At 61.1% G+C, this 25509-nt stretch carries 20 protein-coding genes and 1 pseudogene; 10 read left to right on the top strand and 11 right to left on the bottom strand.

Annotation, left to right across the window (positions count from 1 at the left end; genetic code table 11):
- The first annotated feature begins 809 nt into the window (after positions 1-809).
- The 5 genes from folD to LRM18_RS06870 all read left to right on the top strand — a co-directional run bounded on the left by folD (position 810) and on the right by LRM18_RS06870 (position 6835).
- On the top strand, positions 810-1688 hold the full coding sequence (gene folD / locus LRM18_RS06850; protein WP_005416247.1) for a bifunctional methylenetetrahydrofolate dehydrogenase/methenyltetrahydrofolate cyclohydrolase FolD: 879 nt from the start codon (positions 810-812) through the stop codon (positions 1686-1688).
- A gap of 258 nt (positions 1689-1946) precedes the next feature.
- On the top strand, positions 1947-3404 hold the full coding sequence (gene guaB, locus LRM18_RS06855) for an IMP dehydrogenase (RefSeq protein WP_075676539.1): 1458 nt from the start codon (positions 1947-1949) through the stop codon (positions 3402-3404).
- 103 nt (positions 3405-3507) lie between these two features.
- Positions 3508-5073, top strand: coding sequence for a glutamine-hydrolyzing GMP synthase (guaA, locus tag LRM18_RS06860; protein WP_005413109.1), 1566 nt, complete (start codon positions 3508-3510; stop codon positions 5071-5073).
- Positions 5074-5301: 228 nt separating this feature from the next.
- Positions 5302-5850, top strand: coding sequence for a DUF4145 domain-containing protein (locus LRM18_RS06865; protein ID WP_099596949.1), 549 nt, complete (start codon positions 5302-5304; stop codon positions 5848-5850).
- Positions 5851-5899: 49 nt separating this feature from the next.
- Positions 5900-6835, top strand: coding sequence for a 5'-nucleotidase (locus LRM18_RS06870; RefSeq protein WP_099527236.1), 936 nt, complete (start codon positions 5900-5902; stop codon positions 6833-6835).
- 494 nt (positions 6836-7329) lie between these two features.
- Here the strand turns inward: LRM18_RS06870 and LRM18_RS06875 are convergent, their stop codons facing one another.
- Together LRM18_RS06875 and LRM18_RS06880 are read right to left on the bottom strand one after the other, a co-directional pair.
- Complete coding sequence (locus LRM18_RS06875) at positions 7330-8514, bottom strand: potassium channel family protein (RefSeq protein WP_199130829.1); 1185 nt, start codon at positions 8512-8514, stop codon at positions 7330-7332.
- A 190-nt stretch (positions 8515-8704) separates the two neighbouring features.
- Complete coding sequence (locus tag LRM18_RS06880; protein WP_060380081.1) at positions 8705-9571, bottom strand: hypothetical protein; 867 nt, start codon at positions 9569-9571, stop codon at positions 8705-8707.
- 141 nt (positions 9572-9712) lie between these two features.
- On the opposite strand from LRM18_RS06880, the pseudogene LRM18_RS06885 reads away from it, so the two are divergent.
- Both LRM18_RS06885 and LRM18_RS06890 read left to right on the top strand, forming a co-directional pair.
- Positions 9713-10302, top strand: a pseudogene (locus LRM18_RS06885) (IS3 family transposase); the annotation flags it as partial.
- A 192-nt stretch (positions 10303-10494) separates the two neighbouring features.
- Entirely contained in the window at positions 10495-14481 is a 3987-nt protein-coding gene (locus LRM18_RS06890; RefSeq protein WP_270952856.1) for a reverse transcriptase domain-containing protein, read from the top strand.
- 265 nt (positions 14482-14746) lie between these two features.
- Here the strand turns inward: LRM18_RS06890 and LRM18_RS06895 are convergent, their stop codons facing one another.
- The gene (locus LRM18_RS06895) at positions 14747-15103 is read right to left on the bottom strand and encodes a hypothetical protein (RefSeq protein WP_270952858.1); all 357 of its coding nucleotides are present in this window, start codon (positions 15101-15103) and stop codon (positions 14747-14749) included.
- 549 nt (positions 15104-15652) lie between these two features.
- Positions 15653-16570: a LysR family transcriptional regulator gene (locus LRM18_RS06900; protein WP_270952860.1), complete on the bottom strand. Its 918-nt coding sequence runs from the start codon at positions 16568-16570 to the stop codon at positions 15653-15655.
- Positions 16571-16666: 96 nt separating this feature from the next.
- Between LRM18_RS06900 and LRM18_RS06905 the strand changes: the two genes are divergently transcribed.
- Positions 16667-17506 carry a type 1 glutamine amidotransferase domain-containing protein gene (locus LRM18_RS06905; protein WP_270952862.1) on the top strand — a complete coding sequence of 280 codons (840 nt, stop codon included), beginning with the start codon at positions 16667-16669 and terminating at the stop codon, positions 17504-17506.
- An 82-nt stretch (positions 17507-17588) separates the two neighbouring features.
- Here the strand turns inward: LRM18_RS06905 and LRM18_RS06910 are convergent, their stop codons facing one another.
- Positions 17589-18164, bottom strand: coding sequence for a hypothetical protein (locus LRM18_RS06910; RefSeq protein WP_088497279.1), 576 nt, complete (start codon positions 18162-18164; stop codon positions 17589-17591).
- 688 nt (positions 18165-18852) lie between these two features.
- On the opposite strand from LRM18_RS06910, the gene LRM18_RS06915 reads away from it, so the two are divergent.
- A complete protein-coding gene (locus tag LRM18_RS06915; protein ID WP_149901948.1) occupies positions 18853-19587 on the top strand; it encodes a hypothetical protein in 735 nt (244 codons plus the stop codon).
- 70 nt (positions 19588-19657) lie between these two features.
- On the opposite strand, the gene LRM18_RS06920 is transcribed toward LRM18_RS06915, so the two are convergent.
- The gene (locus tag LRM18_RS06920) at positions 19658-21541 is read right to left on the bottom strand and encodes a DUF2075 domain-containing protein (protein ID WP_270952866.1); all 1884 of its coding nucleotides are present in this window, start codon (positions 21539-21541) and stop codon (positions 19658-19660) included.
- The gene (locus tag LRM18_RS06925; protein WP_057494069.1) at positions 21538-21912 is read right to left on the bottom strand and encodes a nucleotide pyrophosphohydrolase; all 375 of its coding nucleotides are present in this window, start codon (positions 21910-21912) and stop codon (positions 21538-21540) included. The genes LRM18_RS06920 and LRM18_RS06925 overlap by 4 nt, the downstream gene beginning before the upstream one ends.
- Positions 21913-22107: 195 nt before the next feature.
- Between LRM18_RS06925 and LRM18_RS06930 the strand changes: the two genes are divergently transcribed.
- Positions 22108-22890, top strand: a complete 783-nt coding sequence (locus LRM18_RS06930) for a 3-hydroxybutyrate dehydrogenase (RefSeq protein WP_270952869.1) — start codon at positions 22108-22110, stop codon at positions 22888-22890.
- Here the strand turns inward: LRM18_RS06930 and LRM18_RS06935 are convergent.
- The 4 genes from LRM18_RS06935 to LRM18_RS06950 all read right to left on the bottom strand — a co-directional run bounded on the left by LRM18_RS06935 (position 22887) and on the right by LRM18_RS06950 (position 25401).
- On the bottom strand, positions 22887-23651 hold the full coding sequence (locus tag LRM18_RS06935; RefSeq protein ID WP_270952871.1) for a hypothetical protein: 765 nt from the start codon (positions 23649-23651) through the stop codon (positions 22887-22889). The two genes, LRM18_RS06930 and LRM18_RS06935, sit on opposite strands and share 4 nt — an antisense overlap.
- A 97-nt stretch (positions 23652-23748) precedes the next feature.
- Positions 23749-24126, bottom strand: coding sequence for a DUF4180 domain-containing protein (locus LRM18_RS06940; protein ID WP_270952873.1), 378 nt, complete (start codon positions 24124-24126; stop codon positions 23749-23751).
- Positions 24119-24985, bottom strand: a complete 867-nt coding sequence (locus tag LRM18_RS06945) for an alpha/beta hydrolase (RefSeq protein WP_270952875.1) — start codon at positions 24983-24985, stop codon at positions 24119-24121. The genes LRM18_RS06940 and LRM18_RS06945 overlap by 8 nt, the downstream gene beginning before the upstream one ends.
- On the bottom strand, positions 24982-25401 hold the full coding sequence (locus LRM18_RS06950; protein ID WP_270952877.1) for a helix-turn-helix domain-containing protein: 420 nt from the start codon (positions 25399-25401) through the stop codon (positions 24982-24984). Before LRM18_RS06950 ends, LRM18_RS06945 begins: the two co-directional genes overlap by 4 nt.
- Positions 25402-25509 lie beyond the last annotated feature (108 nt).

A 25509-nucleotide genomic window follows, 5' to 3' on the forward strand; every position in this document is an offset into this window, starting at 1 on the left:
GGGCGGCAGATGCGCAAGCGTTCCGACGTCATGGGGGTGCCGGCCAGCGGCCGGCACTACCGTGTGGGGAATTGCCGAAGCCGACGGTTGGTAGTGCCGGCCGCTGGCCGGCAGATGCGCGAACGTTTCGGCGTCATGGGGGGGCCGGCCAGCGGCCGGCACTACGGTGTTGGGAATTGCCGAAGCCGGTGGTTGGTCGTGCCGGCCGCTGGCCGGCAGATGCGCGAACGTTCCGATGTCATGGGGGTGCCGGCCAGCGGCCGGCACTACCGTGTGGGGAATTGCCGAAGCCGGTGGTTGGTCGTGCCGGCCGCTGGCCGGCAGATGCGCGAACGTTCCGGCGTCATGGGGGTGCCGGCCAGCGGCCGGCACTACCGTGTGAGGAATTGCCGAAGCCGGCGGTTGGTCGTGCCGGCCGCTGGCCGGCAGATGCGCGAACGTTCCGGCGTCATGGGGGTGCCGGCCAGCGGCCGGCACTACCGTGTAGGGAATTGCCGAAGCCGGTGGTTGGTAGTGCCGGCCGCTGGCCGGCAGATGCGGAAACGTTCCGACGTCATGGGGGTGCCGGACAGCGGCCGGCACTACCGTCTTCGGAATTGCCGAAGCCGGTGGTTGGTAGTGCCGGCCGCTGGCCGGCAAATGCGCGAACGTTCCGGCGTCATGGGGGTGCCGGCCAGCGGCCGGCACTACCGTGTAGGGAATTGCCGAAGCCGGTGGTTGGCACGACCCCGTCAGGACCGCATCCTGCGGTGGGCGAGGGGGCCTGAATCAGGGACAATAGCGTCCCCGCCGCTCCACGCCTGCCCCCGATGACTGATTCCGCCGCCCCGCATCCTGCCCGCATCCTTGATGGCCGCCGCATCGCCGAGGACCTGCTCGACAGCCTGAAGGTGCGCGTCGACGCCCGCGTGGCCGCCGGTGGCAGCCGCCCGGGCCTGGCCGTGGTGCTGGTCGGTGGCGACCCGGCCTCGACCGTGTACGTGCGCAACAAGCGCCGCGCCGCCGAGAAGGTCGGCATCGAGGCGCATGACTACGACCTGCCGGCCGGTACGACCGAGGCCGAGCTGCTCGACCTGATCGACCAGCTCAACGCCGATCCGAAGATCAACGGCATCCTGATCCAGCTGCCGCTGCCGGGCATCCCCGACGCGCGCCGGCTGATCCAGCGCATCGACCCGCGCAAGGACGTGGACGGCTTCCACCCGGAAAACGTCGGCCACCTGGCCCTGCGCGAGTTCGGCCTGCGCCCGTGCACCCCGCGCGGCATCACCACGCTGCTGGGCCACACCGACCAGCCGGTGCGCGGCCGCAACGCCACCATCGTGGGCGTGAGCAACCACGTCGGCCGCCCGATGGGCCTGGAACTGCTGATTGCCGGCTGCACCGTGACCAGCTGCCACAAGTTCACCCCCAAGGACGTGCTGGAACAGGCCGTGCGCAACGCCGACATCCTGGTGGTGGCGGTGGGCCGCCCCGGCATCGTGCCGGGTGAGTGGGTGAAGCCGGGCGCGGTGGTGATCGACGTCGGTATCAATCGCTTGGACGACGGCCGCCTGGTGGGCGACGTCGGGTTTGAAGCGGCCGCCCAGCGGGCGAGCTGGATCACCCCGGTGCCGGGCGGCGTGGGCCCGATGACCGTGGCCACGCTGATGCAGAACACCCTGGAAGCGGCGGAAGCGCTGAGCTGACCTTTTTGGGGTGGGGGCGACCGTTGGCCTGCCCCTGGTAGGTGCCAACCTGGGTTGGCACACATCCATCAGGGCCATCGGCCCATCTGGAGTGCCGGTGCCGGACGGATCGTGCCAACCTAGGTTGGCACCCACCAAAGCGGTAGCCTGGCCCCTGAACCAATCGCCGCCTACGCGACACGGCGTCGCATCTACCCCCTGCCACGCGGCGCGAAAACAGGGTAAAATGTCGCGCTTCCCCACATCTCGGGTATGCCGATGCTGCGCATCCAGGCTGAAGCACTCACTTACGACGACGTCTCGCTCGTCCCCGCCCACTCGACCATCCTGCCCAAGGACGTCAACCTCGAAACGCGGTTGACCCGAGACCTGAAGCTGAAGCTTCCGATCCTGTCCGCAGCCATGGATACCGTCACCGAAGCCCGCCTGGCCATCGCCATGGCTCAGCTCGGCGGCATGGGCATCATCCACAAGAATCTCAGCCTGGAACAGCAGGCCGCGGAAGTGGCCAAGGTCAAGAAGTTCGAGGCCGGTGTCATCCGCGACCCGATTACCGTCGGCCCGGAAACCACCATCCGCGACGTGCTGGCCCTGACCCAGGCGCACAACATCTCCGGCGTGCCGGTGGTGGGCAGCGACGGCCTGCTGGCCGGCATCGTGACCCACCGCGACATGCGCTTCGAGACCGAGCTGGACGATCCGGTCCGCCACATCATGACCAAGAAGGATCGCCTGATCACGGTCAAGGAAGGCGCCGCGTCTGACGAAGTGCTGCAGCTGCTGCACCGCAACCGCATCGAAAAGGTGCTGGTGGTCAATGATTCGTTCGAGCTGCGTGGCCTGATCACCGTCAAGGACATCCAGAAGAACACCGACTTCCCGAACGCTGCCAAGGATCTGTCGACCCGCCTGCTGGTCGGCGCTGCTGTCGGCGTGGGTGGCGATACCGATCGCCGCGTGGAAGCGCTGGTCGCCGCCGGCGTGGACGTGATCGTGGTCGATACCGCGCACGGCCACTCGCAGGGCGTGCTGGACCGCGTCAGCTGGGTCAAGAAGAACTTCCCGCACGTGCAGGTCATCGGTGGCAACATCTGCACCGGCGAAGCCGCACTGGCGCTGCTGGACAGCGGCGCGGACGCGGTCAAGGTCGGCATCGGCCCGGGTTCGATCTGCACCACGCGCGTCGTCGCCGGCGTCGGCGTGCCGCAGGTGACCGCCATCGATCTGGTGGCCGAGGCGCTGCAGGACCGCATCCCGCTGATCGCCGACGGTGGCATCCGCTACTCGGGCGACATCGGCAAGGCGCTGGCCGCCGGCGCCTCGACCATCATGGTCGGTGGCCTGCTGGCCGGTACCGAGGAATCGCCGGGCGAGACCGAGCTGTACCAGGGCCGTTCGTACAAGAGCTACCGCGGCATGGGTTCACTGGCTGCCATGGAGAAGGGGTCGAAGGACCGCTACTTCCAGGACGCCGCCACCGCCGACAAGCTGGTGCCGGAAGGCATCGAAGGCCGCGTGCCGTACCGCGGCCCGGTGGGCGGCATCATCCACCAGCTGATGGGCGGCCTGCGCGCCACCATGGGCTACGTGGGCTGCGCCACCATCGAAGACATGCGCAGCAAGCCCAAGTTCGTGAAGATCAGCGGCGCCGGCCAGCGTGAGAGCCACGTCCACGACGTGACGATCACCAAAGAGCCGCCGAACTACCGCGCCTGACGCGGGCCGAGCAAAGAGGAACGGGGAAGCACTTCCCGTTCCTCTTTCTCCATCTGCCGCCGTAAATCTGATTTCGTTTTCCCTACTGCATTGCCGGGGCGCCATGACCAACATCCATAACGACAAGATCCTCATCCTCGATTTCGGCGCGCAGTACACGCAGCTGATCGCCCGCCGCATCCGCGAGCTGGGCGTCTACTGCGAAATCTGGGCGTGGGACCACAACCCGGCCGAGATCGCGGCGTTTGGCGCCAAGGGCATCATCCTGTCCGGTGGCCCGGAATCGACCACGCTGCCGGGTGCCCCGGCCGCGCCGCAGGAAGTGTTCGACAGCGGCCTGCCGATCTTCGGCATCTGCTACGGCATGCAGACCCTGGCCGCGCAGCTGGGCGGTGCCACCGAAGCCGCTGATCAGCGCGAGTTCGGCCACGCCGAAGTGAACGTGATCAACCCCGATGCACTGTTCAAGGGCCTGAGCGACCACGGCGGCGAGCCGAAGCTGAATGTCTGGATGAGCCACGGCGACCACGTCTCCGTTGCGCCGCCGGGCTTCACCATCACCGCCACCACCGACCGCATTCCGGTGGCCGCCATGGCCAACGAAGAAAAGCGCTGGTACGGCGTGCAGTTCCACCCGGAAGTGACCCACACCCTGCAGGGCCAGGCGCTGCTGCGCCGCTTCGTGGTGGACGTGTGCGGCTGCCAGACCCTGTGGACCGCCGCCAACATCATCGACGACCAGATCGCCCGCGTGCGCGAACAGGTGGGCGATGACGAAGTGATCCTGGGGCTGTCCGGCGGCGTCGATTCGTCCGTGGTGGCCGCGCTGCTGCACAAGGCCATCGGCGAGAAGCTGACCTGCGTGTTCGTGGATACCGGCCTGCTGCGTTGGCAGGAAGGCGACCAGGTGATGGCGATGTTCGCCGAGCACATGGGCGTGAAGGTGGTGCGCGTAAATGCCGCCGACCGTTACTTCGCCGCACTGGAAGGCGTGAGCGACCCGGAGGCCAAGCGCAAGATCATCGGCAACCTGTTCGTTGAGATCTTCGACGAAGAGTCGAACAAGCTGAAGAACGCCAAGTGGCTGGCGCAGGGCACCATCTACCCGGACGTGATCGAGTCGGCCGGCAGCAAGACCGGCAAGGCGCATGTGATCAAGAGCCACCACAACGTGGGCGGCCTGCCGGAGCACATGAAGCTGGGCCTGGTGGAGCCGTTGCGCGAGCTGTTCAAGGACGAAGTGCGCCGCCTGGGCGTTGAGCTGGGCCTGCCCCGCACCATGGTCTACCGCCATCCGTTCCCGGGCCCGGGCCTGGGCGTGCGTATCCTGGGCGAAGTGAAGCGCGAGTACGCCGAACTGCTGGCCAAGGCCGATGCCATCTTCATTGATGAGCTGCGCAAGGCCGACCTGTACGACAAGACCAGCCAGGCGTTTGCCGTGTTCCTGCCGGTGAAGTCGGTGGGCGTGGTGGGTGACGCGCGTGCTTATGAGTGGGTGATTGCGCTGCGAGCCGTGGAGACGATCGACTTCATGACGGCGCATTGGGCGCATCTGCCGTATGAGTTCCTGGGTACGGTGAGCAACCGGATCATCAATGAGTTGCGGGGGGTGTCGCGGGTTGTTTATGACATCTCGGGGAAGCCGCCGGCGACCATTGAGTGGGAATGAGTTGAAAGAACGAGGGCGCCGAGAGGCGCCCTTTTTTTTTACTATATTGAGAGCTTGCGATGTTTGGTGGAAATTTGCACACTGCTGAGATCCTGTGCAACTGAATGAGTCAATAGCTAATTGGCCTGGATTGCAACTAAATTCTGTTTCTGAATTTGCTCGTTTAGTCAAATTGTGATGAGTATTTTTACATTGTTAAAGTTATGACACTCAATTTAGGAGTATAGGATGGCTTGGCAGAACCTCTCGCAGCTACAGTCGTGCAGATTCACGTGTGGACACTGCGGCTACAGTGTCGCCAACGATCGTGGTTACTATTCAAGTGGTGACAATGGTCGGATATATATTTGTCCTAGCTGCGAAAAGCCGACCTGCTTTGATTACCAGGGAATGCAAACGCCTGGGGTTGCATACGGGAATCAAGTTGATTACTTGCCTGATTCCGTCAATCAGCTCTATCGTGAAGCACGAAACTGTTGTAGCGCTGCTGCCTATACTTCGTGTGTTCTGGCCTGTCGAAAAATTTTAATGAATATTGCGGTAGAGCAGGGTGCGAAGGAAGGGTTGACTTTTGCTGCTTACATAGACTTCCTGGCGGGGAGTGGATTCATTCCGCCGAACGGGAGAGGGTGGGTTGATCATATTCGCAAGCGAGGAAACGAAGCTACGCACGAGATTGCTTTGATGTCAAAGTCGGACGCGCAAGAGCTTGTCTCGTTTGTCGAGATGCTTTTGAAGTTCATCTTTGAGTTTCCTGCAAGAGTTCCTGGAACTTGATAAACACAGATCTCTGTAAATTGGGTTGCTAAATCTAGGGGGGGGGCAGATGCCGTATGAGCTTAAAGATCGACTTGTAGTAGGCGTGGCGTCGAGTGCTATGTTTGACCTTGGCGACTCCGACAAAATATTTAGGACTAAGGGTGAGCAAGAATATCGTGAATACCAAGAGTTGAATAAGAATGAGCCGCTTGCCGAAGGTATCGCATTCTCATTTATAAAGCGACTTCTTTCCTTGAATGACTTGAGTGCGAGTGATGAAGGGCCTTTGATCGAGGTTGTCCTGCTTTCGCGGAACGATCCTGATACCGGCCTCCGGGTGATGAACTCCATCAAGCATCACGGGCTTGGCATTACACGAGCTATCTTCCAGCAGGGCCTTTCCCCATACGACTACATACCTGCGCTGAGCATTTCCTTATTTTTGTCGTCAAACAAGAGTGACGTGCTTGAGGCAATAGCAAAGGGATTTCCGGCTGGCTATGTGATGGATTCAAAAAAGATCGATGATCCTGAGGATCAGACACTCCGGATCGCATTTGATTTTGATGGCGTCCTCGCAGATGACGGCGCTGAGACCGTGATGCAGGAGACTAAAGATGTTTCCATGTTCCACGCCCATGAAACGTTGAACGTGATGGAGCCGTTGGGTGGTGGTCCGCTAAAGGAATTCTTGATGAAGGTGTCCAGAATCCAGAGGGCCGAGGAGGCTAAGAGGAAGCTCGACATTAACTACAAGAATCGCCTCAGGGTGTCAATTGTTACTGCTCGAAATGCACCGTCCCACGAGCGCGCGATAAATACCTTGAAGAGTTGGGGAGTCATGGCCAATGATGCATTTTTCCTTGGCGGGGTTGAAAAGAAGCTCGTTCTTAATGTAATGAGGCCGCACATATTCTTCGACGACCAGTCAGGGCATTTGGCTTCGGCTAGCGAAGTCGCTCCATCTGTCCATGTTCCGTTTGGAATAGCTAATAGAGCTTGAGTGCGGTTTATCGGTGATTTTCTACTGTAGGAGGCTATCGAATGTATACCGATTTCACTGGGAGGTTTGTGGTTCTTGCTTGGCTTTCGCGCAAACTAGTTTGGTCAACCCCGTCAGGTGAAGAATAGCCATTCAATCATTTTGTCGTCTAAGTTTCGATTGGGTGGGGTAACCGATTTGCAGCGGCTGGCTGCGGGCAACGTCTCCACCAGTACTAGGTATCCATGTGTAGCCGCAATCGAACGACGAAAAGCTAGGGATTGGGTGAATCACTTGCGGCGCGGGAGATTAGAGCATGCGCTGAAGGTGGAGTTCGAATTAGTTGCGAAAGTTCGGGCTCGTCTGTGCTCCACTAGAGCGGTTAAAATGTGGAGGTCACCACAAGCGGAGGAGGGTTCTCCAGCAAGTGGAGAGTTCTCTATCGAAGTTTTCCAGGCCTTGATCCTTTCGCGCGCTCTTTAGTCGCTAGGCAACGCATCCGTGCCAGAGCGGATCTACTCGATGTGGCGGCGCACCAAGCTGACGACGAGCGCGCTGGACAGCACGATTCCAAGCAGCCCCTCAAGCACCGCGAGGAATCGCGCAAAACCGGTTGGTGTGATGTCTCCGTATCCGATTGTCGTGAAGGTCAGGCCCGAGAAATAGAGGGCGTCCAAGAAGGTTTCGACGTCCTTTCCATCGCATTTCAGCTCGCCGAATAGGAATGCGAAGGAAAACAGGACGATCGTGGCTGCGGCTAATCCTACGATACGCATGGGTTTGACCAATGCTCCCGTCACAAGGATCAACCCAGTGCTGAGGTGGCCGGGACTCTCGGCGAGCGCGCGCAAGTATTTCTGCTCCGCCGCGTGCCTTCGGCTAAAGCGGTCCTCGGAATGTTCCTGCAGGAAATCCAAGGTCTCGGAAATCCGCCGAATATCCTCCATGCGGCTAATTTTTTCTGCCACTTCGTCAAACGATTCTCGCGGAGGAACGCAGAATGGTCTGAATGCAGTGGAACTTTGGCGCAGCCATGCCCATGGCTTAGCTAGGTTGAAGAACGAAGGAAAGTCCACTTGCCCAGGGGGGAAATGAACTGAATTGAACTTGCCATCGGTGACCTCCAGTGTGCCGAGTTGGTTGTGCCGCACTGACAGGGTATTACAAGTGAGCCGCGTCAGCTGCGTGGAGGCGAAGGCACACCCGCTCAAGTGCAATTCATCGCACTGAAAATTGTCCAGTCGGAGCAGGGGCGAGCGAACGCCCGTCAGGGTTAGAGGGGACCGCACGAGCCCATTGCCAGAGACCGTTAGTCTGTCCCCGACGACCACGGTATCCAAGGTTAGATTGAAGGGGCTTCCGGTCTTGTTCCCAATGATTAGCGACCCCATGAACGCACAGTCCCTGATGACGATGTTGAGGCTGTTCTGGAGCACCACCTCGTCGCAGTCAATGATCACTTCTCGAATCTTGAACTCAGACTTGTGCCACCGGTTTTCATCGTCCAGCCTAAGATCTTTAGCGGTGATAACTTGGAACTCGGCGTCGTTGTGTTTGATGACCGAGCGCCCGCCGATCCAGTCGCGAAGGCTCTGCTGGTCTTGAATTCCGTTGTTGCGTAGCAGATCAAGCAGGTGGCCCATCTGCTTGTGGCGGCTCGGACGGGTGCCGTCGCTATTTTCGAAGTATTGAAGTGTCATTAAATATATCATCCATTGAAGTGCGCCGAATTGCTCCTGGTCGATCGCCTGGCATCGGAACAATTATCCTAACGACGACACCTGATCTAGGTGAATAGTGGCGTGTTTTGTGTTGGGCACCGGTTTAAGCCGAGTGGCTATCGCAGTGGCTTGTCAGGCGAGTTGCTGCTAGTAGATGGGGGCTGAATGGTTAGGGCTTCGGCCTGACCTTAAGCGCGCATTGTTCGAACACGGCCGTCGGTGCCAAATCTTTGACCCGACGTTCAAGATCCTCGCGTGCTGCGGACGGCATCGCCGCCCCGGTTGTAATCACCAGATCCTCAAACGCGTCTTCTGCGAGCGGCACATCGATGTAGCGTACTTCCGTACTGTAGTCGATAAACCCTGTGGCCGCGCCGGCCTCGATGCCGTCTAACAGAGCGGCGAGATAACCGCTTGGGTCCGCAGCGTAAACCATCGCAGGTCCTTTCATCGCGCTGATTACGAATCTGTGTTCAGCCTGATCCGCCCAAGCGATGCCCTTGACTCGTGCCACGTACGTCGCATCACCTTCGAGATTCAGGCCTCCATCGGTTAGTTGCACCCTGCGTTTGACTTCGCCGAGCGGATCGGTGGCGTAAAGAACATCGGAGCCGAACGTCGTCTCCATTTCTGAACCCAACGGCACGATCATGTAGCCGTTCCCGAATAGCGTCTTTTCTGCGTACGGAGCGTAGACTTCCCGTATGCGTAACCCCACCATCCGAGGTGAGCCGTCTTCTTTGATTTGGTCCGTTGGCCGGGACACGTCCACGCTCAGTTTCGACCAAGGGAATCGAACCTTGGGCAACGAGATTCGCACGCCACGGTCAGCGTCCCCATACCTTGCCCACATGCCTGCCTCGCCATGGGTGCCGCGCGACCATGAGCTGACGAAGAATTTGCGCTGGTCAAGTAAAGCCATGCGAAATGGAACTTCGGACGCGTCGTCCAGCAGATCACAGCGAGTGAAGCGCAAGGACCGATTAGCTAGGATCAGCGGAAGCGTGGCGGCATTGGTGTAGTGATGGAGGGTCATGGAGGGTGGTCGTTACATGAGTAGGTTAAGAGCGAGAGCACGAGCGTACGGTTCAACCATGACACGATCTGCATGGTTTTTGTAAGGTCGACGGATGGGAAAAATCTGGCAGTCCTTTGCCTTGGGTGATTCGCGGCGATTGTGGTGAACTACAAGCGCGTGGAGCGCCTGTATCAGGAGGCAGGCCCGCAGGTGCGTCGCAGGAAGCGGAAGAGGGTGCCTGTCGGCGAGCGTCAGGCCTTGCTGCGCCCGTCCGCCGCCAATCAGGTTTGGTCGATGGATTTCGTGTTCGACCGCACCGCTGAAGGCCGAGTAATCAAGTGCCTGGCTATCGTTGACGACGCCACCCACGAGGCACTGGCCATCGAGGTGCAACGGGCCATTTCCGGGCAGGGTGTTGCCAGGGTGCTGGACAGATTGGCCGCTCAGCGCGGTTTGCCGCAAGTGATCAGGCAGACAATGGCACGGATTCTTGCGGCAAAGCGACGGTAGCGTGAGCTCACTAGAAGCGAATTGCCCTTCGCCTGATCGGGCCGGACAAGCCGAACCAAGACGCTTACGTTGAGTCCTTCAACGGGCGGCTGCGCAATGAATGTCTGAACGAGCATTGGTTTCCGACGTTGCTCCATGTCAGGGCCAGCATCGAGAGCTGGCGACGTGACTACAGCGAGGAAAGGCCTAAACGAGCACTTGGTGGGCTGACGCCCGCCAAGTACGCCGCGCAGTTGGCTGGCAAGAGAGATAACATCAGCACGGACTCTAAACCCGCCCACTACTCGAGACCGGAGGCGTCGCCTCCAGAATATGAGTCATACTTACATTCTGAAGCTCCATCGGGGGCCTGCTTGGTCCAAGCGTTGGCAAACTAGCGCTTCTGAAATTAGATGTTAGGGCGCATGCGCAACTAGAACAAGGGGAAGTCAGTGTCAATTGTCAAAGAAGAGTATCGAGATCTTCCGCCAAAGGGCGATAAGCTCTGCGATGTCGTTGTCCTCGCACAGGCATGGAAGAAGTCGCATACCTACATCCGCCGCCACAACTGGTATGCGGATGTTTTGGAATTAGATGCTTCAACCATCGACCTGGAAAATCAGCTAAAGCAATGGTCAGCTCAAGTTTGTCAAGCTGATTTTCGACCTAAGGATCTGCAGCTCGTTCCCGCGCCCAAAAATGCAAGTTGGTGCTTTCGCCCGGCGCCTACGATTACTTCGCTCAAGCAATTGTTGGAGCTTAGCCCCAACGACCTAGGCGAAGAGCCGACGTTCGAGGATTGGACGCCTTGCGAGCCAAGCCGCAGAGAGATGCCTGGTGTGCAGGCAGAACAGGAACAGCCACAGCCACAGCCACGTCTGAAGCTACGACCGCTTGCCCACCTGTCTATTCGTGACCAGACTTTGGCGACAGCGGTAATGATGTGCTTGGCGGAAGCTGTAGAGTCTGCGCAGGGCGATACGACGTGCGCAGATGTAGGCGAAATGCGCGCAAGCGGGGTAGTGAGCTATGGCAATCGGCTGCACTGCACATGGGGCTCCAATGCTGGTGTCCGCCCTCGAGCCAAATTCTCTTGGGGAAATAGCAGAACATATCGCCAGTACTTCCAAGACTATCGGGCGTTTCTCGCACGCCCTCGCCGCGTGTGCGCGGACTTGTCGCAGCAATTGAGGCCACGACGAGAGTTGTTCGTGGTGTCTTTGGATATCAAGTCGTTCTTTGATCATGTGGATCGCGATGCCTTGCTTGCAGAGCTGAAGATCTTTGAGGAAGAGCACCAAGCGGAGTACGGGCTTCCCGATATGGCGGCGGCAGACCCGCAATTCTGGGAGCGAGCTGCGCAGATCTTCTCGTGGAAGTGGCGCGCTGGCGATCAGCAAGAGGCTGCGCTGATTCGTGGCGAAGAGCATCAGGAACTTGAACTTGGGTTGCCGCAAGGACTCGTCGCCTCGGGCTTTCTTGCGAACGCCTACTTGATTCGTTTCGACCGCGACATGCAGAAGGCTGCAGCCGATGGGGTCACGATAAGCGACGACGTCAAGTTGCTGGACTACTGCAGATACGTTGATGACATGCGTCTCGTTGTCGAAGCCAAGAGTGGGGCTGGCGGGCTTGGCCAAGCCTCATTGTTGGAGCATGTCAAAAGTTACGTCACCGAAATGCTGAAGGAGCATTGCGAGCGCATCGGTGCGCGGAGATCACTTGAACTGTCTGGAGAAAAGTGCGCGGCCAGCTCATATCGAGCAATCTCGGCGCAGAGTCACGTGTCTGCTCTGATGGAGATGCTTAACGCAGAACTGAGCGGAACGTTCGATCTGGACTCTCTTGCACAGGCGGCAGGCGGCCTTGACGGTCTACTTTGGGTATCTGAGCAGATTGAAAGTGCCGCTGACCCGGCGCCATCTAGATTGGGATTAGCTACGGTTGCGGTTCCCAATACTGATGTGAGAGACGACACCGTGAAGCGGTTCGTCGCGACACGCATCGCACAGTTGATGCGCCATCGATTGGCGATGACAGACCTCGAAAGTCCGGCTGGTTCGTCCGAGGCGATTGGCGATCATGTGACAAATGGATTGCTGCTGTCCCATGAGTTCGAATCCACGGCACGCAAGCTCGTTAAGTGTTGGGCCGAAAATCCTGCCTTGGTCTTGTTGCTGCGCTGTGGCTTGGATCTTTTCCCTCACCCCCGCCTGTTGAGTCCAGTCACCGAGGCACTCAGCATCAAGCTTTTCGACGTGAAGGCGGATCTGGACGTAGAACAGCGCAGGCAAGTGCGCGTAGCAGAATATGTTCTGGCAGACCTATTGCGGGCAGGTGCGGTAGAAACGGGATTTCGTGATCCGGAAGAGTACCCTCAAGGCGTCGATATTCAAAGCTACCGCGAGGACCTCGGCGGAATCGCGCGTCGCATTTTGACCGAAAGGATTCTATCACCATGGTATCTCCGTCAGCAGGCCCGACTCTATCTGGCCTCTATCGGTGATTCGTCACTCGCTATGATGGTCGAAGCTGCCCCCGAGGTAAATGCGTACTCTGCATTGCAACGCGTGGCTTTGTTTGAACCCATGTGGGGCGAAGCTCTTAGGGATGTTATTCCGCTAGCCATTGTCGCGCAGCAACTGCAGCCGAACGTACGTCGCTTCGGCGTGTGGCTGTCTGATGGGTTGCGGCGCACAGAAGACGAAGGGGTTCGAGAGGCTGTTGTGCAATCTGTGGCGCTGAGTCGTCCGGACTTGTTGATGGCCGCGCTAAATGCGAGGCGGACGACGAACTGGCGCCAGTTCGTGCCGTCCTCCTTGATCCAAGCCAGTAAGCGACCGAGCAACTCTCGGAGGCATCCGGCCAAATTAAAGGCTGTTCAGTCCCTCCTGCAAATCATCAGCGAGCCCAACAACCCTTTCGACCAGGAAAATTCTGTGCTCATGCTCGCTGATGCACTACTTCGACATCAGGGAGTGGAAGAGCAGTTGTCTGCGGGGAAGAGCTCCGTTGACATCATGCTTCGATGCGAGGATTGGCAAAGGCTATCGGAGATGCCTGAGCAGTCAGGCTTCCTGCGTGTGGAATCAATTGAAGGCGGTGATGCAACTAATCCGCTGTACGAGAGTCCTCTCTGGGTAGTGCCCGAAAAGGCTTGGCTCTACGGACTGGGACGCATCCTGCGTTCGGCACTCACCGGAGAGTTTGACTTCACGAGCCGTCGCTACCTTGTCACCGAGGAGGTGGGTCGGTACAGCGGCCTCCGCAGTACTTGGTTCAAACGTCGTTTCGGCCTTCTAAACTCAGGACGTGGGTTGCTGGATGAGCCCGGCCCAGTGTCGCCCTGGCTCTCCAGCCTGCTTTCGACGCTCCTTCAATGGCCGGGAGTGGAGTTTCGAACAAATGCAGCGTCGGCAGCAGGTGATGTACGGACACCTGCCGAATTGCTCGCGCTTATTCAAGAGCGCATCGCGTCGCAGCGTAGATTGTTTGGTCCAAGAAGCAAGGCGCCGATGTACGTGGTGCCGGTTGATGACCATGAACCCCTGCAGGATCGGCCGCTGCGAGTTGCCATCGTTCAGCCGATGCGCCCGCGGCGAGAAGAGTTTGATGGTAAGGATCCAACGCATTGGATGCCGGGAACCTTGGCAGAACATCGCCGCCATCTGGCGGAAATCTGTAGGTTGACTCATCAGAAGCTCAAGACCTGGTCATCGGCATGCTCTGCGAAAATATCCGATAAGAGCGATGACCCGGTAGTCGATGTCATTCTATTCCCGGAGCTGGCCGTGCATCCGGAGCACGTCTTTTTGCTGAGACGGCTATCAGATAAGGTCCGAGCTAACATTTTCACCGGCTTAACATTCCTTCATTCACACAAGGCTGGCGGCATCGTCAATCAAGGCCTGTGGCTGATTCGAACCGAGTCGCCGGGCCACGGACGCGCATTTCAGTATGCCTGGCAAGGCAAGCAGCATCCGATGAAGGATGAGGTGAAGATGGGCGTGAAGGGTCACCGGCCACATGTGACCTTGGTCGAGTTGCCGATTGGGTCCAAGACCCGTACACGCATTGCAGCAGCCATTTGCTACGACGCTACGGATTTGGACCTTGTGGCCGACCTTCGTGACAGATCCGATATGTTCTTGGTGGCGGCATTGAATCAAGATGTGCAAACCTTCGATAATATGGTGGCTGCGTTGCATTTCCACATGTACCAACCGGTTGTCCTGGCCAATTCGGGCGAGTTTGGCGGGTCGACGGCACAGGTGCCGCTACCCAAGCACGAGCGTCTCATTGCACACGTCCATGGAAATCAGCAGGTCGCCGTCAGCGTGTTTGAAGTGGACCCTTCTCTCTTCAAATCCACAGCATCAGCCAAGGCTCCAAAAGCTCTAAAGACGCCGCCGGCTGGATACAAGGGGCGTTCCCATTGACTGAATGAAATCGAGAAGGTGAAGTCCATACCTAGTATGGACTTCACTAGCGACGCGTGCAGAACTCCGTAAAAGGTGTCCGCGCTACGGCTGAGGCAGTGAAAGCTGAGTCTGGATCGAAAGTTTGATTGTGTGGATTTCGCGATAGACGGAAGTTTGAACCTCCGCTACTTTTTTTCAGGTGGGCAGCACTCCAGGGTACGTCCGCTCTTGGCCGGAATCGGACCATGGGTTTGTTGGCAGACATCTACGCTGCCAAGGGAAATCACTCCGGCCTAACCTCCCAGCAAGCCCACTCAACCAGCCCCCGGCAAGCCAGAAACAGCCCATCCACAACCCCCTCATCCAGATGCCGCTCCGGCTCCGCTGCCACCCGGCAGCGGTCTGCCGCGTGTAGCAGCTCCAGCACCGTCAGTGCGCCAACCATCGCGCGCTCGCTCCTGGCCAGGCTCACGCGGCGGCCGGGTGACACATCCGTTTCTGGCCAGGGATGCCCATCTGCACCCTCGCAGCCGCGCATGCGCTTGAGGATGCCGAGGAGGGAGTTCAGGTCGGGCAGGGGAGTGTCGTCGTTGATGGGCTCAACAACGGTGTACGAAGAGAAGGTGTCGGATTCTTTCATGGCGTCGGCTTCCGTGGCTGTGCTTAACAGCGCCACCGTGAAGAGGTGGCGGACGATGCGTGGCTGCAAACCGGGATGAGATAGCACCATAGACCGGTGGGTCCGAAGACCCCCACGCACCGCCCGCCAGAAAGGCCGACGGATTGCCCGCCGGCACCGGTTAAGGACGGTGCCGACGGGCAAGCGCAAACTACAGGTGCATCTCTCATCACGGGTTTGCAGACCCGCTGCCACCCTTTTTCGGTGGCGCGCCATGGTGTTTACGCTGCCGCTTCGAATGCCAATAGAAGTTCGCGAACGAATCGCCGAATCCGAGAGCGAAGAACTATTGTTGCACGCGCCAAGCGTGCAGCACGCGACGCCAGCAGACGCATTCGCGCAGATGCTATGTTGATTCCGAATCAAACTGGCGCAATCGCCCACGCCACAAGCGAATAGCGCGACGGCCTGCTTTGCAACAGTTCTTAGTCCGCCTCGCCAATCAACGGCGCGCTATCAGCCGCACACCTCGAAAATCGGTTCAAACCCGACACCGTTAGCAAGCCAGCTTCAACCGACGCCATCCTCAGCCGCATTTCCCACCAGCAACTCAATCATCGCCCGCGCCGCCGCCGACTGCCGCCGATGCGGTGCATAGATCACCGAGAACGGCCGCGATCTCCCCCGCAGCTGCGGCAGCACCTCCACCAACTGCCCACGCTGCAACCGCTCACGCACGATGAACTCATAGCTCTGGCAGATGCCGATGCCCTGTTCGGCCAGCGACACCACGCCCAGCACATCGTCGGAGGTCTCAATGGACGAACGCGGCAGCCAGTCCACGTCGCGCCCGTCGTCGCGGAAGATCCACGGCGCCAACCGCCCGGTACGCGGCATCACGAAGGGCAGGCACAGGTGCTGCTGCAGGTCGTCCAGCGTCTGCGGCGTGCCGCGGCGTTGCAGGTACTCCGGCGCGGCCACCAGCAGCAGTGCGGCGTCTTCCAGCTTTCGCCCCACCAGTCCGCTGTCCGGCAGCTGGCCCAGGCGGATGGCCAGGTCGAAGCCTTCGGCCACTAGATCCACATTGCGGTTGGTGATGTTCAGTTCCACCTGCACCTGCGGGTACTGCTGCGCAAAGCGCGCCAGCACGGGCGGCAGCCGGTAGTGGCCATAGGTGGTGGGCACGCTCAGGCGCACGCGGCCGGCCAGTGCACCGTCCTGGGCCAGCACGTCGCGCTCGGCGTCGTCCAGCAGGCCGAAGGCGGTGCGCACCTGTTCCAGATAGAGCCGCCCGGCGTCGGTCAGTCCCACGCGGCGGGTGGTCCGCTGCAGCAGCTGCCGGCACAGCCGCGCTTCCAGCCGGGTGACCGCGCGGCTGAGCACCGAGGGCGTGGTGGACAGCGCCACCGCGCCAGCCGTGAATGAGCCGTGCTCGACCACCGCAAGGAACACCTCCACATCGCCCAGGTAGTCGAACTTGCGGCTCATTTGGCTCTCCGGGGAACAGATGTTTTGCGATAGGGCCAATTTATCGCCGCTGCGGCGATGAATAAAGTGGCCGCCATTCCCCGATAGGAGTTCCCCATGAACCTGATGACCCGGCTGGCCGCTGCGCTGGCTCTGACCCTGGCCGCCACCGGCGCGCATGCGGCCAACGTGCTGGTGGTGCTGTCCGACGAAAACCACCTGGACCTGAAGGACGGCAAGGTGCTGTCCACCGGCTTCTATCTCAACGAGCTGATGCAGCCGGTCAAGCTGCTGCTGGACGCGGGCCACGAGGTGACCTTCGCCACGCCGCACGGGCGGGCGCCAACGGTGGACGCGTCCTCGGTGACGCCGGCGTACTTCGGCAACGATGCCGCGCAGCTGACGCTGCACAAGGACCTGCTCGAGAAACTGGCGCTGACCTCGCCGACCGCCTCGCCGGTGGTCAGCCTGGCGCGTGTCGAGCAGCAGGGCTACGCGCGCTTCGATGCGGTCTACATTCCCGGCGGCCACGCGCCGATGCAGGACCTACTGAAGAGCCCGGCGCTGGGTCGGTTGCTGGCCGACTTCCACCAGCGCAACAAGACCACGGCGCTGGTCTGCCATGGGCCGATCGCGCTGCTGTCCACGTTGCCGGATGCGGGTGGTTTTGTGGCGAAGCTGGAAGCGGGTGCGATGCCGGCCGTGCCGAAGTGGATCTACAGCGGCTACCAGATGACGGTGATCAGCAACCAGGAAGAAGAGCAGGCCAAGCCGCTGCTGGGCGGCGGTGAGATGAAGTTCTACCCGCAGACCGCGCTGCAGCGGGCGGGGGCGAAGTTCAGCAGCAACACCACGCCGTGGACCGGGCATGTGGTGGTGGACCGCGAGCTGATTACCGGGCAGAACCCGGCTTCGGCGCTGGAGGTGGGGCAGCGGTTGGTGGAGCGTTTGAAGTAGAGCAGGGCCTGCACCGCAGGCTGCCAGCCTCGTGGGCCGAGGGGCCAGCGCCTCGGCCTGTCTGTGGGCGGCAGAGAGGGAATCAGCCCTTCGCGAGCGCTATTCCTGACAGATCTTCAATCTGGGAAAGGGCGTGACGCGTCGCGGCCCAATCGCCGGCGTGCCTGATCGCCACGCCTCCCGCCGCTGTCCAGGCATCGCAGTTCGCTTCGAAATCGTCGATCAGAACATCGCCCGGCTGGTGCATGAAGAGGGGCTTGTGCCTCCCGCCGAGTACCGGCAACACCAGGCAGGTTGCTGACAGGTGTTCGCGAACCCACTGTCGCTTCTGCATCGCAGCGAGTGGATAGTTTGATTTCGGGCAGGCCGTGAGAATCACCGGGTTCAAGTGGTGGATGCTGTGGAAGAACTCTACTGCGCCGTGCATCGGCGGAAGGTCGCGGAAAAACGACGGGTGGTTGTTGATGTGCGTCCACATTTCATCGTCGGCAAGCACGCGATGGTCCAGGCCAAACAGGGCGGGGAATGCCGCGTCGAAGTCGGCCATTACGCCATCAAGATCTACGTAGATTGTGCGTCGGGATGCACTCGATCCACCTATGTGCTGGTTGGCGAGCGGGTCCATCACTGGCATGGTCTTCACATCATCAGCGTTCATTAACGCGTTCTCCTCTCAAGAGTGGGCTTTCATCTTCATCCGTTCCCCAGGAGCGGGGCAAAGTGTTTGGCGATTGCGACAAACATGGCAGCAATTGCGATGCCGCCGGCGTCGGTCCGGGGCGAAAGGGTGATGGCCTGCAACCCCCGCCAATGCGGAACGCCAGAGCGCCTTCTGAGTCCATCAGGCGCAGCTGCAGCGGGGCGGTGTACCGCGCCGTAACAACACAATATGGGCACCACCAACCAGAATTGAAACTGAGATGGGCATCGCCTCACGGCAGATGCCGTAATCGGCACGCTTGAAATGCGGTATACATCGCGGCGATTCTTCAAAGGCATGCCGAGTGGCTGCTCTGGCCGTTGGCCAAGAGGCATGCCCCCAGCAACTGGCTCATTTCGCCAACCAACAAGTAATCTGGCGCGCTGGTGATTGGATAATCCCAAAGCGCTACGGAAAGGCCGAACGGGGATATGCCTGTGGCGCTCGTTCCAGGCTGATCCAGGAACGTCACTGAACATGGATGTCCAGGCGCACTCAATATATCACGCTGACCAGCGCCAGCGGCTTGAACCCGCTCGATCTCCAGCCGTTTGATTGGGCAGGGCAAGGCCGGCATGGCACCATGATGGGCTGGCCTCGTCCTTCCGGGCGGGGCCGTTTTTCCAGGGAAGCCCACCAACACGACATGCGAACGTCCATCCTCTTCACCTTCTCCGCCCTGTGCCTTGGCCTGCTGTCTGGCTGTGCCAGTGGCCCGGAGGAGCACGCTTCTACCCGCGAGATCACTAGCGCGTTCGTCGCCGACGACGACCAGCTGTACCTGCTGCCGCGCTATGACGAGCCGATGCGCTTCAATGCCGCGCCGTTTCGCGAGTACCGGGCGCTGATGGACAGCCCGCTGCGCGAGGCGGTGGCCTGCGCGCAGATGTACTTCCATGAGGATTGGCGCGACCCGGCCAACAAGGCCAAGGTGCACGGCAGCTATGCGCTGCTGCTGCGGCCGGAGCAGGTGACGGCGGAGCAGGCCGCGCAGTTCAAGCTGGAGCGGATTGAGGTCCCCTCGCGTGAGGCCAAGGCCGTGGAGGAGCGAGCGCGCTACTACCTGCCGATGGACCGGACCCGTTACGCGCTGGCGTTTGACCGGGCCTGCAATCTTTCCAAGAAGGGCGGCAGCTATTACAGCGCGCTGTTCGAGGGCGACGGTGAGCGGGTGCAGTTGCCGGATGCTGCGGCGCTGGCAGAGAAGGGGAAGCTGGTACAGCCGATCAATGCGCGGGCGCAGCGGATCTTGCAGGAGAGGGAGGACAAGCCGGGTGTCAGTTCGGCGGCCGGCAAAGTGCTGGGCGCCGCCTTGGTGCCGGTAGCGGTTCCGGTGTTTGTGTTGAGCCTGCCGTTCCTGGGGCCGGATCACTGGAAGTGACGGGGTGCTGAAGCCAGGGCATCCACGCGCGGCGTGGATCCACCGCTGGCCAGCTATCAGGTGGAGGCGCTCAGGCCTCCATCTCTACAGCCTGTTCACCCGCTGCCACGCGCTGCAGTCGGGCCTTGAAGTAGGCGGCAACCTGCGGGTCGGTCGCGTATACGTAGCAGCCCTTCATCCCTCGGGTCATCAAGGTGCGGTAGGTGTTCTTGATGATGGTGTCCGCAAGCTCGGCGGCGTGTGCGGGATGAGCCTTTGACAGTTTCACGAATCCCTTCATGGTCTTGTCGTGCCGGTCCCGCGCGCGAGGCACGGTCTTGAGCGCGCCGTCTTCCATGACCAGGTCTGGCCCGATGATCACCCCGATGTAGTCGACTTCCAGCCCCTGGCAGGTATGGATGCAGCCTACCTGGTCAACCGAATCTGGCGAGATGATCCAGAGGCTTCCGTCGTCGTTGAGGTTCCATTGCCGCCGGTAGTTGCCGATGACAATGTCCATCTCCTTGCTGTTCTTCTTGCTGTTCCACGGCCAGCAATAGCCAGCCACTACGCGGGCGCGGTTACCGGTGTTCCTGGCTTCGATGGCGGCATGCAGCGCGGACGGATCATCGAAGATCTGGAGGTCGTAGCTGTTCTCGTCCAGCGTTGTGTTTGCGGTAGGCCTGATCTGCAGCACGTCATCCAGCCATGCGAGATAGCCGTCGGAGCCTGCACACCGGAACTGCGAGGATAGGACGTACTCCTCCACCGTTGCGCCACGGGTGATGGCGAAGTCTCGAATCGCTTCTTTGGTGCCGACATCCTTCAGCGTGACGCGCTGGTCCTCGTCAATGAAGAACACGCTGCACAGTGCGGCGTTGATCAATTCCTGAATCTGGTGCGTACCGAGGTTGCCGTAGAACCCGCTCTTCTCGGTAAGCCGGTGTGCCTCATCCACGACCAACACGTCGTACGCGTTCTGCGCCGATTCGGTGAACGAACCGGAGCCGCCGAAAAGATGCACCAGATGGGCGTTCTCGGGCTTCTGGATGAGCGTGTTGCTGTACACGGCGCGGGGCGCGGCATTCTTGGAGATGTACTTGACGGTCAACCCATCGCGGAGCGCCGCGAGCAGGTTCACCGCGACAATCGACTTGCCCGTGCCTGGGCCACCTTCAACGATGACGACACGGGGCTTTCCGCTGGCGTGCGCTTGGGCACACGCAGCCTTGGCGGCTTCAAATACCTGCTTCTGCTCATCGAGCAGCGCAAAGGCACTATTTCCCCTCAGCAGCCTGTGTACATCGTCGGCGAGCGCTTTGGACGGGCGGATTCGGCCATTCTCCAGCTCGGCAAGCACAGACGCGCCATCGCCCTTGCAGGTGTACTGACTGATGAAGCCACGCAGCCTTTCCAGATCCCCGCTGCTCTTCAGGAAGAGTGGGGCACGTTCGATGTAAGCCCGGTAGTGCGGCGAGTCGATGACACCGTCCGGCACATAGTTATGCAGGTAGGCGCAGGGATGGAGCCGGAGCTTTCCATCATGGACCGCTTCGTTGAAACCTTCGAGAAACGCAGCGTAGGACCACGCCTGATAGCTGGGGTGGACGAGGGGCTGCCCTTCACGAAGCTCTACGATGGCATCGCGCTTGGTCGACTTGATGGCAGACCACTGCTTGAGCTCGACGATGATGACATGGGGCGACCCGTCCTCGGCGCGACCGGTCAAGACGACGTCGATGCGCTTCTTTGACTGGGGAAGAATGAACTCCACTGCCACGCCAACGTCGTCGGGAACGGAGTGGTGGGTGAGCGCGCGCGCGACGTACCGAAGCGACTCGCGCCAGGAACGTATCTCGGACTCGCCTACGTCGCCCTTTGTCGCCGCCTTGAAACTGGCGCGGATGACCTCCTCAATCTCTTCATCGTTGCATTGACGAAGGAAGGACGCCTTGTCAGCCTGATAGACGATCATGGCTGCGACAGCTTGTTGTACTTGGTGCTGACACCTCGCGAGAGGTCCACCGGGTACTTGGCGGCATTCATAACCAGCTTGCTGCTGACGGCTTCATTCAGGTCGATCCCGAGTACGTCCGACAGCCGGATGAGGTACAGCGCTACGTCGGCGATTTCATCGCGTACGGCGTTGGCGGTGGCTTCAGAGGACGCTGCCTTGAAGGAGTCGGCCTCCGTCATCCACTGGAAAATCTCGTTCAGCTCTCCAACTTCACCAGAGAGGGCCATGACAAGATTCTTGGGGGAGTGGAACTGTGCCCAATCACGGGCTTCGGCGAACTCCCTGAGCGCCTGGGCAGCGCCGCGAACCTCGACGAGAGGGTGTTCCATGGCATGGCCTTATACGACAGAATTGGGCCAATTCTACCCATGCCGTTGGGGCGTAAGCGACATTTCGCCCCGTGACATCTGGCGGGTAGTGAGGGCGTAGAAGAGCCCTAGTCGGCGAAGCCTGCATTCGAAGGCCATTAGTCGGGGCCACGACAGCGGCTACACTCACCGCCTACCCCCGATGGAAGCTCACCCATGTTCAGTGGAAAGGTCGCGGTGGTCACCGGCTCCACCAGCGGTATCGGTCTTGGCATTGCCACCGCGCTGGCCCGGCAGGGCGCGGACATCGTGCTGAACGGCTTCGGCGATGCGGCGGAAATCGAACGCATTCGTTCCCGGTTGGAAACCGAGTTCGGCTTGCGCGTGGCGCATGACGGCGCCGATCTTTCCCGTGGCGAGGCAGTGCGCGAGATGATTGAGCATGCCGTCGCGACGATGGGCCGCATCGACATCCTGGTGAACAACGCCGGCATCCAGCACACCGCGTCGATCGAGGAATTTCCCGTCGAAAAGTGGGATGCGATCCTCGCGCTGAATCTCTCGGCCGTATTCCATGCCACGGCGGCGGCCTTGCCGCACATGAAGCAGCAGGGCGCCGGCCGCATCATCAACATCGCGTCGGTGCACGGGCTGGTGGGCTCGGTGAACAAGTCGGCCTACGTGGCGGCCAAGCATGGCGTGGTGGGCTTCACCAAGGTAACCGCGCTGGAGAATGCGGGGACCGGCATTACCGCCAATGCGATCTGCCCGGGCTGGGTGCGGACGGCGCTGGTCGAGCAGCAGATCACGGCGTTGGCCGAGCGCGAGGGCACGGATCAGGAGACCGCCGCGCGTGCGCTGTTGGCTGAAAAGCAGCCGTCGTTGCAGTTCGTGACTCCTGAGCAGCTGGGACAAATGGTGGTGTTCCTGGCCTCGGACGCCGCTGCGCAGATTACCGGCACGGCGCTGCCGGTGGATGGGGGCTGGACGGCGCGCTAGCTGGCTGGCTGTGCTTTACGCTGCAGCATGGGCAATGCCACCAGCGTGGCGAGAATGGTGAACAGCACCAGCGACGAGCCGACCGTGCCGAAGCCCAGGCCGCCCTTTTCCAGCGGCTTGGTGAGCAGGTCGCCGAAGGTGGCGCCGAACGGACGGGTGAGCACGAAGGCGATCCAGAACAGGATGACCCGGTTGATGCCCTTGATGCGGCTGGCCAGTGCGGTGAACGCGATGAGGCTGCCGATCAGCAGTGCGCCGCCAGTGAAGCCCAGCCCGGAATCGTCCGCAAGGAAGTCGCCCAGCGCGGTGCCGAGCGTGTTGGAGAACAGCACGGCGGTCCAGTAGAGGCCTTCGGCGCGGGGCGATGCGATGTTGCTGACCGAGATCGACTTTTCCGATATCCGCCAGGCCAGCAGCACCAGCGCCAGGCAGCCGGCCAGCAGGCTGGCGCCGGTGGCATAGCCCAGGCCGAGGGTGCGGTCGATCAGGTCGGACATGGTGGTGCCGGCGGTGCTGGTCGCCAGCACCACCGACCAGAACAGCAGCGGGTGGAAGCGCCGCGCCGACAACTGCATGCCCAGCAGGCCGGCGAAGATGGCCAGCAGGATGGCCGAGCTGGCCACGTAGCCCAGGTTGAGCGTCATCGACAGCAGGTCGCCGGCGGTCTCGCCGAGGGTGGTGGCGGCGATCTTCATCACCCAGAAGCCGAGCGTGACCGCCGCCACTTTGCTGTGCAGGGAATCTGCGTCTGAAGCACGCATCGAACGTCGCCTGGGGAACCTGCGGGCGATGCTGTGGCGGGCGGCGTCGGAGCGCGGTCGGAACCGGGTTCGGTGAGGGTGAGCGTGGGGCTGGCGTTCAGCCCGCGCTGGCCGAGACCGACAGGCGGGCCAGCAGGGCATCCCAGTCGGCCACGAAGCAGCCGTCGCGGCCGCGGTTGCATTCGGTGATCCACGCGTCCAGCGATTCGCTCTGCGCGCGGTAGCGGCTGACATCGCCCAGTACGGCGAAGTGCAGGCGGTAGTTCACCAGCATCTGCAGCCACTGCCCGGCCATGCCGGAGCGCAGCTCGAAGAAGTCCGGCGACAGGCGCTGCACCGGAATGGCGATCCACTCGGCCTGGTGCCCGAGGGCATCGCCGACCAGGTCGCGCAGGGCGTTGGCATCGAGTGTCGGGCCCTGCGGCTCGATGCGCAGGAGACGGATGGTGCCGATGTACTCAATGGAATCATTCATGCCGGAGGCTCTGCAGTCGACGCAGCCGGGCGAGGATGTCTTCGCGCAGGCCGGGGATGTAGTGGTAGGCGTCTGCCAGCAGGGTGACGTCCGCCGTCGGGACGAGCCGTTTCATGCGTTCGGCGGCGGCAGGGGTATCGATGAGGGCATCACGCGCGCCCATGACAAGGGCTGCCGGTGGATGCAACGTAGCCAAGCGCTCGTCGCTGATGCGGGGAATGCGCAGCGGACGTGGCCGGACCTCGGCACGGATCAATGCCAGCAGGTCGAGCAGCGGCTGCGCACGTGCAGGTGCACGCAGTGGCGCGGGGCCCATGACCGCACGGCGCAGGCGCTCACGCCCCCATCGGCCAAGCAGCAACAGTGGGAGCGCCTTGAGCAGGAATGCACGCTGGCGCCCGATACCCGAGGGGCTGACCAGGACCAGTGCGTTAACCCGGGCAGGCCTTCGCAACGCGTAGTCCATTGCCAGGAAACCGCCGAACGACAGGCCCACGAATGCAGCGCTTTCCACGCCGAGTGCGTCGAGGACATCATCCAGCCATTGCGCATGCGCATCGCTGTCCAGCGCAGGTTGCGTGCCTTCGCTGAGGCCCGGTTCGCCAATGATGTCGACGGCATGCACGCGGTAGTACTCGCTCCAACGTTCGGCATCGAACATCCAGCTGGCGGCATTGCTGAGGGTGCCATGCAGCAGGACCAGGGCAGGGCCGTGTTCCGGGCCGCAGCTGACCACGAATGTCGAACCGGCGCGGGTGGCGAGATGGTGCGATTCGTGTGGTACCGGCCAGTCCGAAAGCACTTGGCGGTAGGCGGCAAGCACGTGCTGCGTGGGAATGCCGGGGCGCTGCCGCTTCATGCGCTGCGGTCCTGCAGCAGACGCTGCAGGCTGACCAGCAGCGCCGTGGAACCTGCCAGGCCACCGATCACGATCAGCTTGAGCACATCGTGCTCAGGCGAATAGATCGTCTCCATGCGCAGCGGCTCATCGTCGGCCTCGCGGCCGGTGACGCGCGCATGCAGGGCACGGACCAGGTCGGCGGCACGTGCCGCACCGCATCCGGGAATGTCGACCACCGTGGTGAGCTGTGGGCGCGCAGCGGAGGGCTCACGCACGGTGCCGGTGAACATGTCGAGGTCTTCAGCGGTGATGCGATAGGACTTGCCGATGCGGGTCGCGCGCAGTTGGCCGCTACGGATATGCCGCAGGACGGTTTTGGGGTGCAGGCTGAGCTGCTGGGCGGCCTGTTCGACGGTTAGCAACGCGGGGGACATATCGGAACTCGAGAACCATGTGCTCCCTATTGTTCCATGAAATTGAATTATTGGGAGCGATTGGTAGTTTTGCCGAGGCGGCGACGGGGGCATCTCCCTGGTGCCGCT

Origin of the sequence: Stenotrophomonas sp. PI_27 (assembly GCF_027854495.1) — a bacterium.
Classification (GTDB): Bacteria; Pseudomonadota; Gammaproteobacteria; order Xanthomonadales; family Xanthomonadaceae; genus Stenotrophomonas; species Stenotrophomonas pavanii.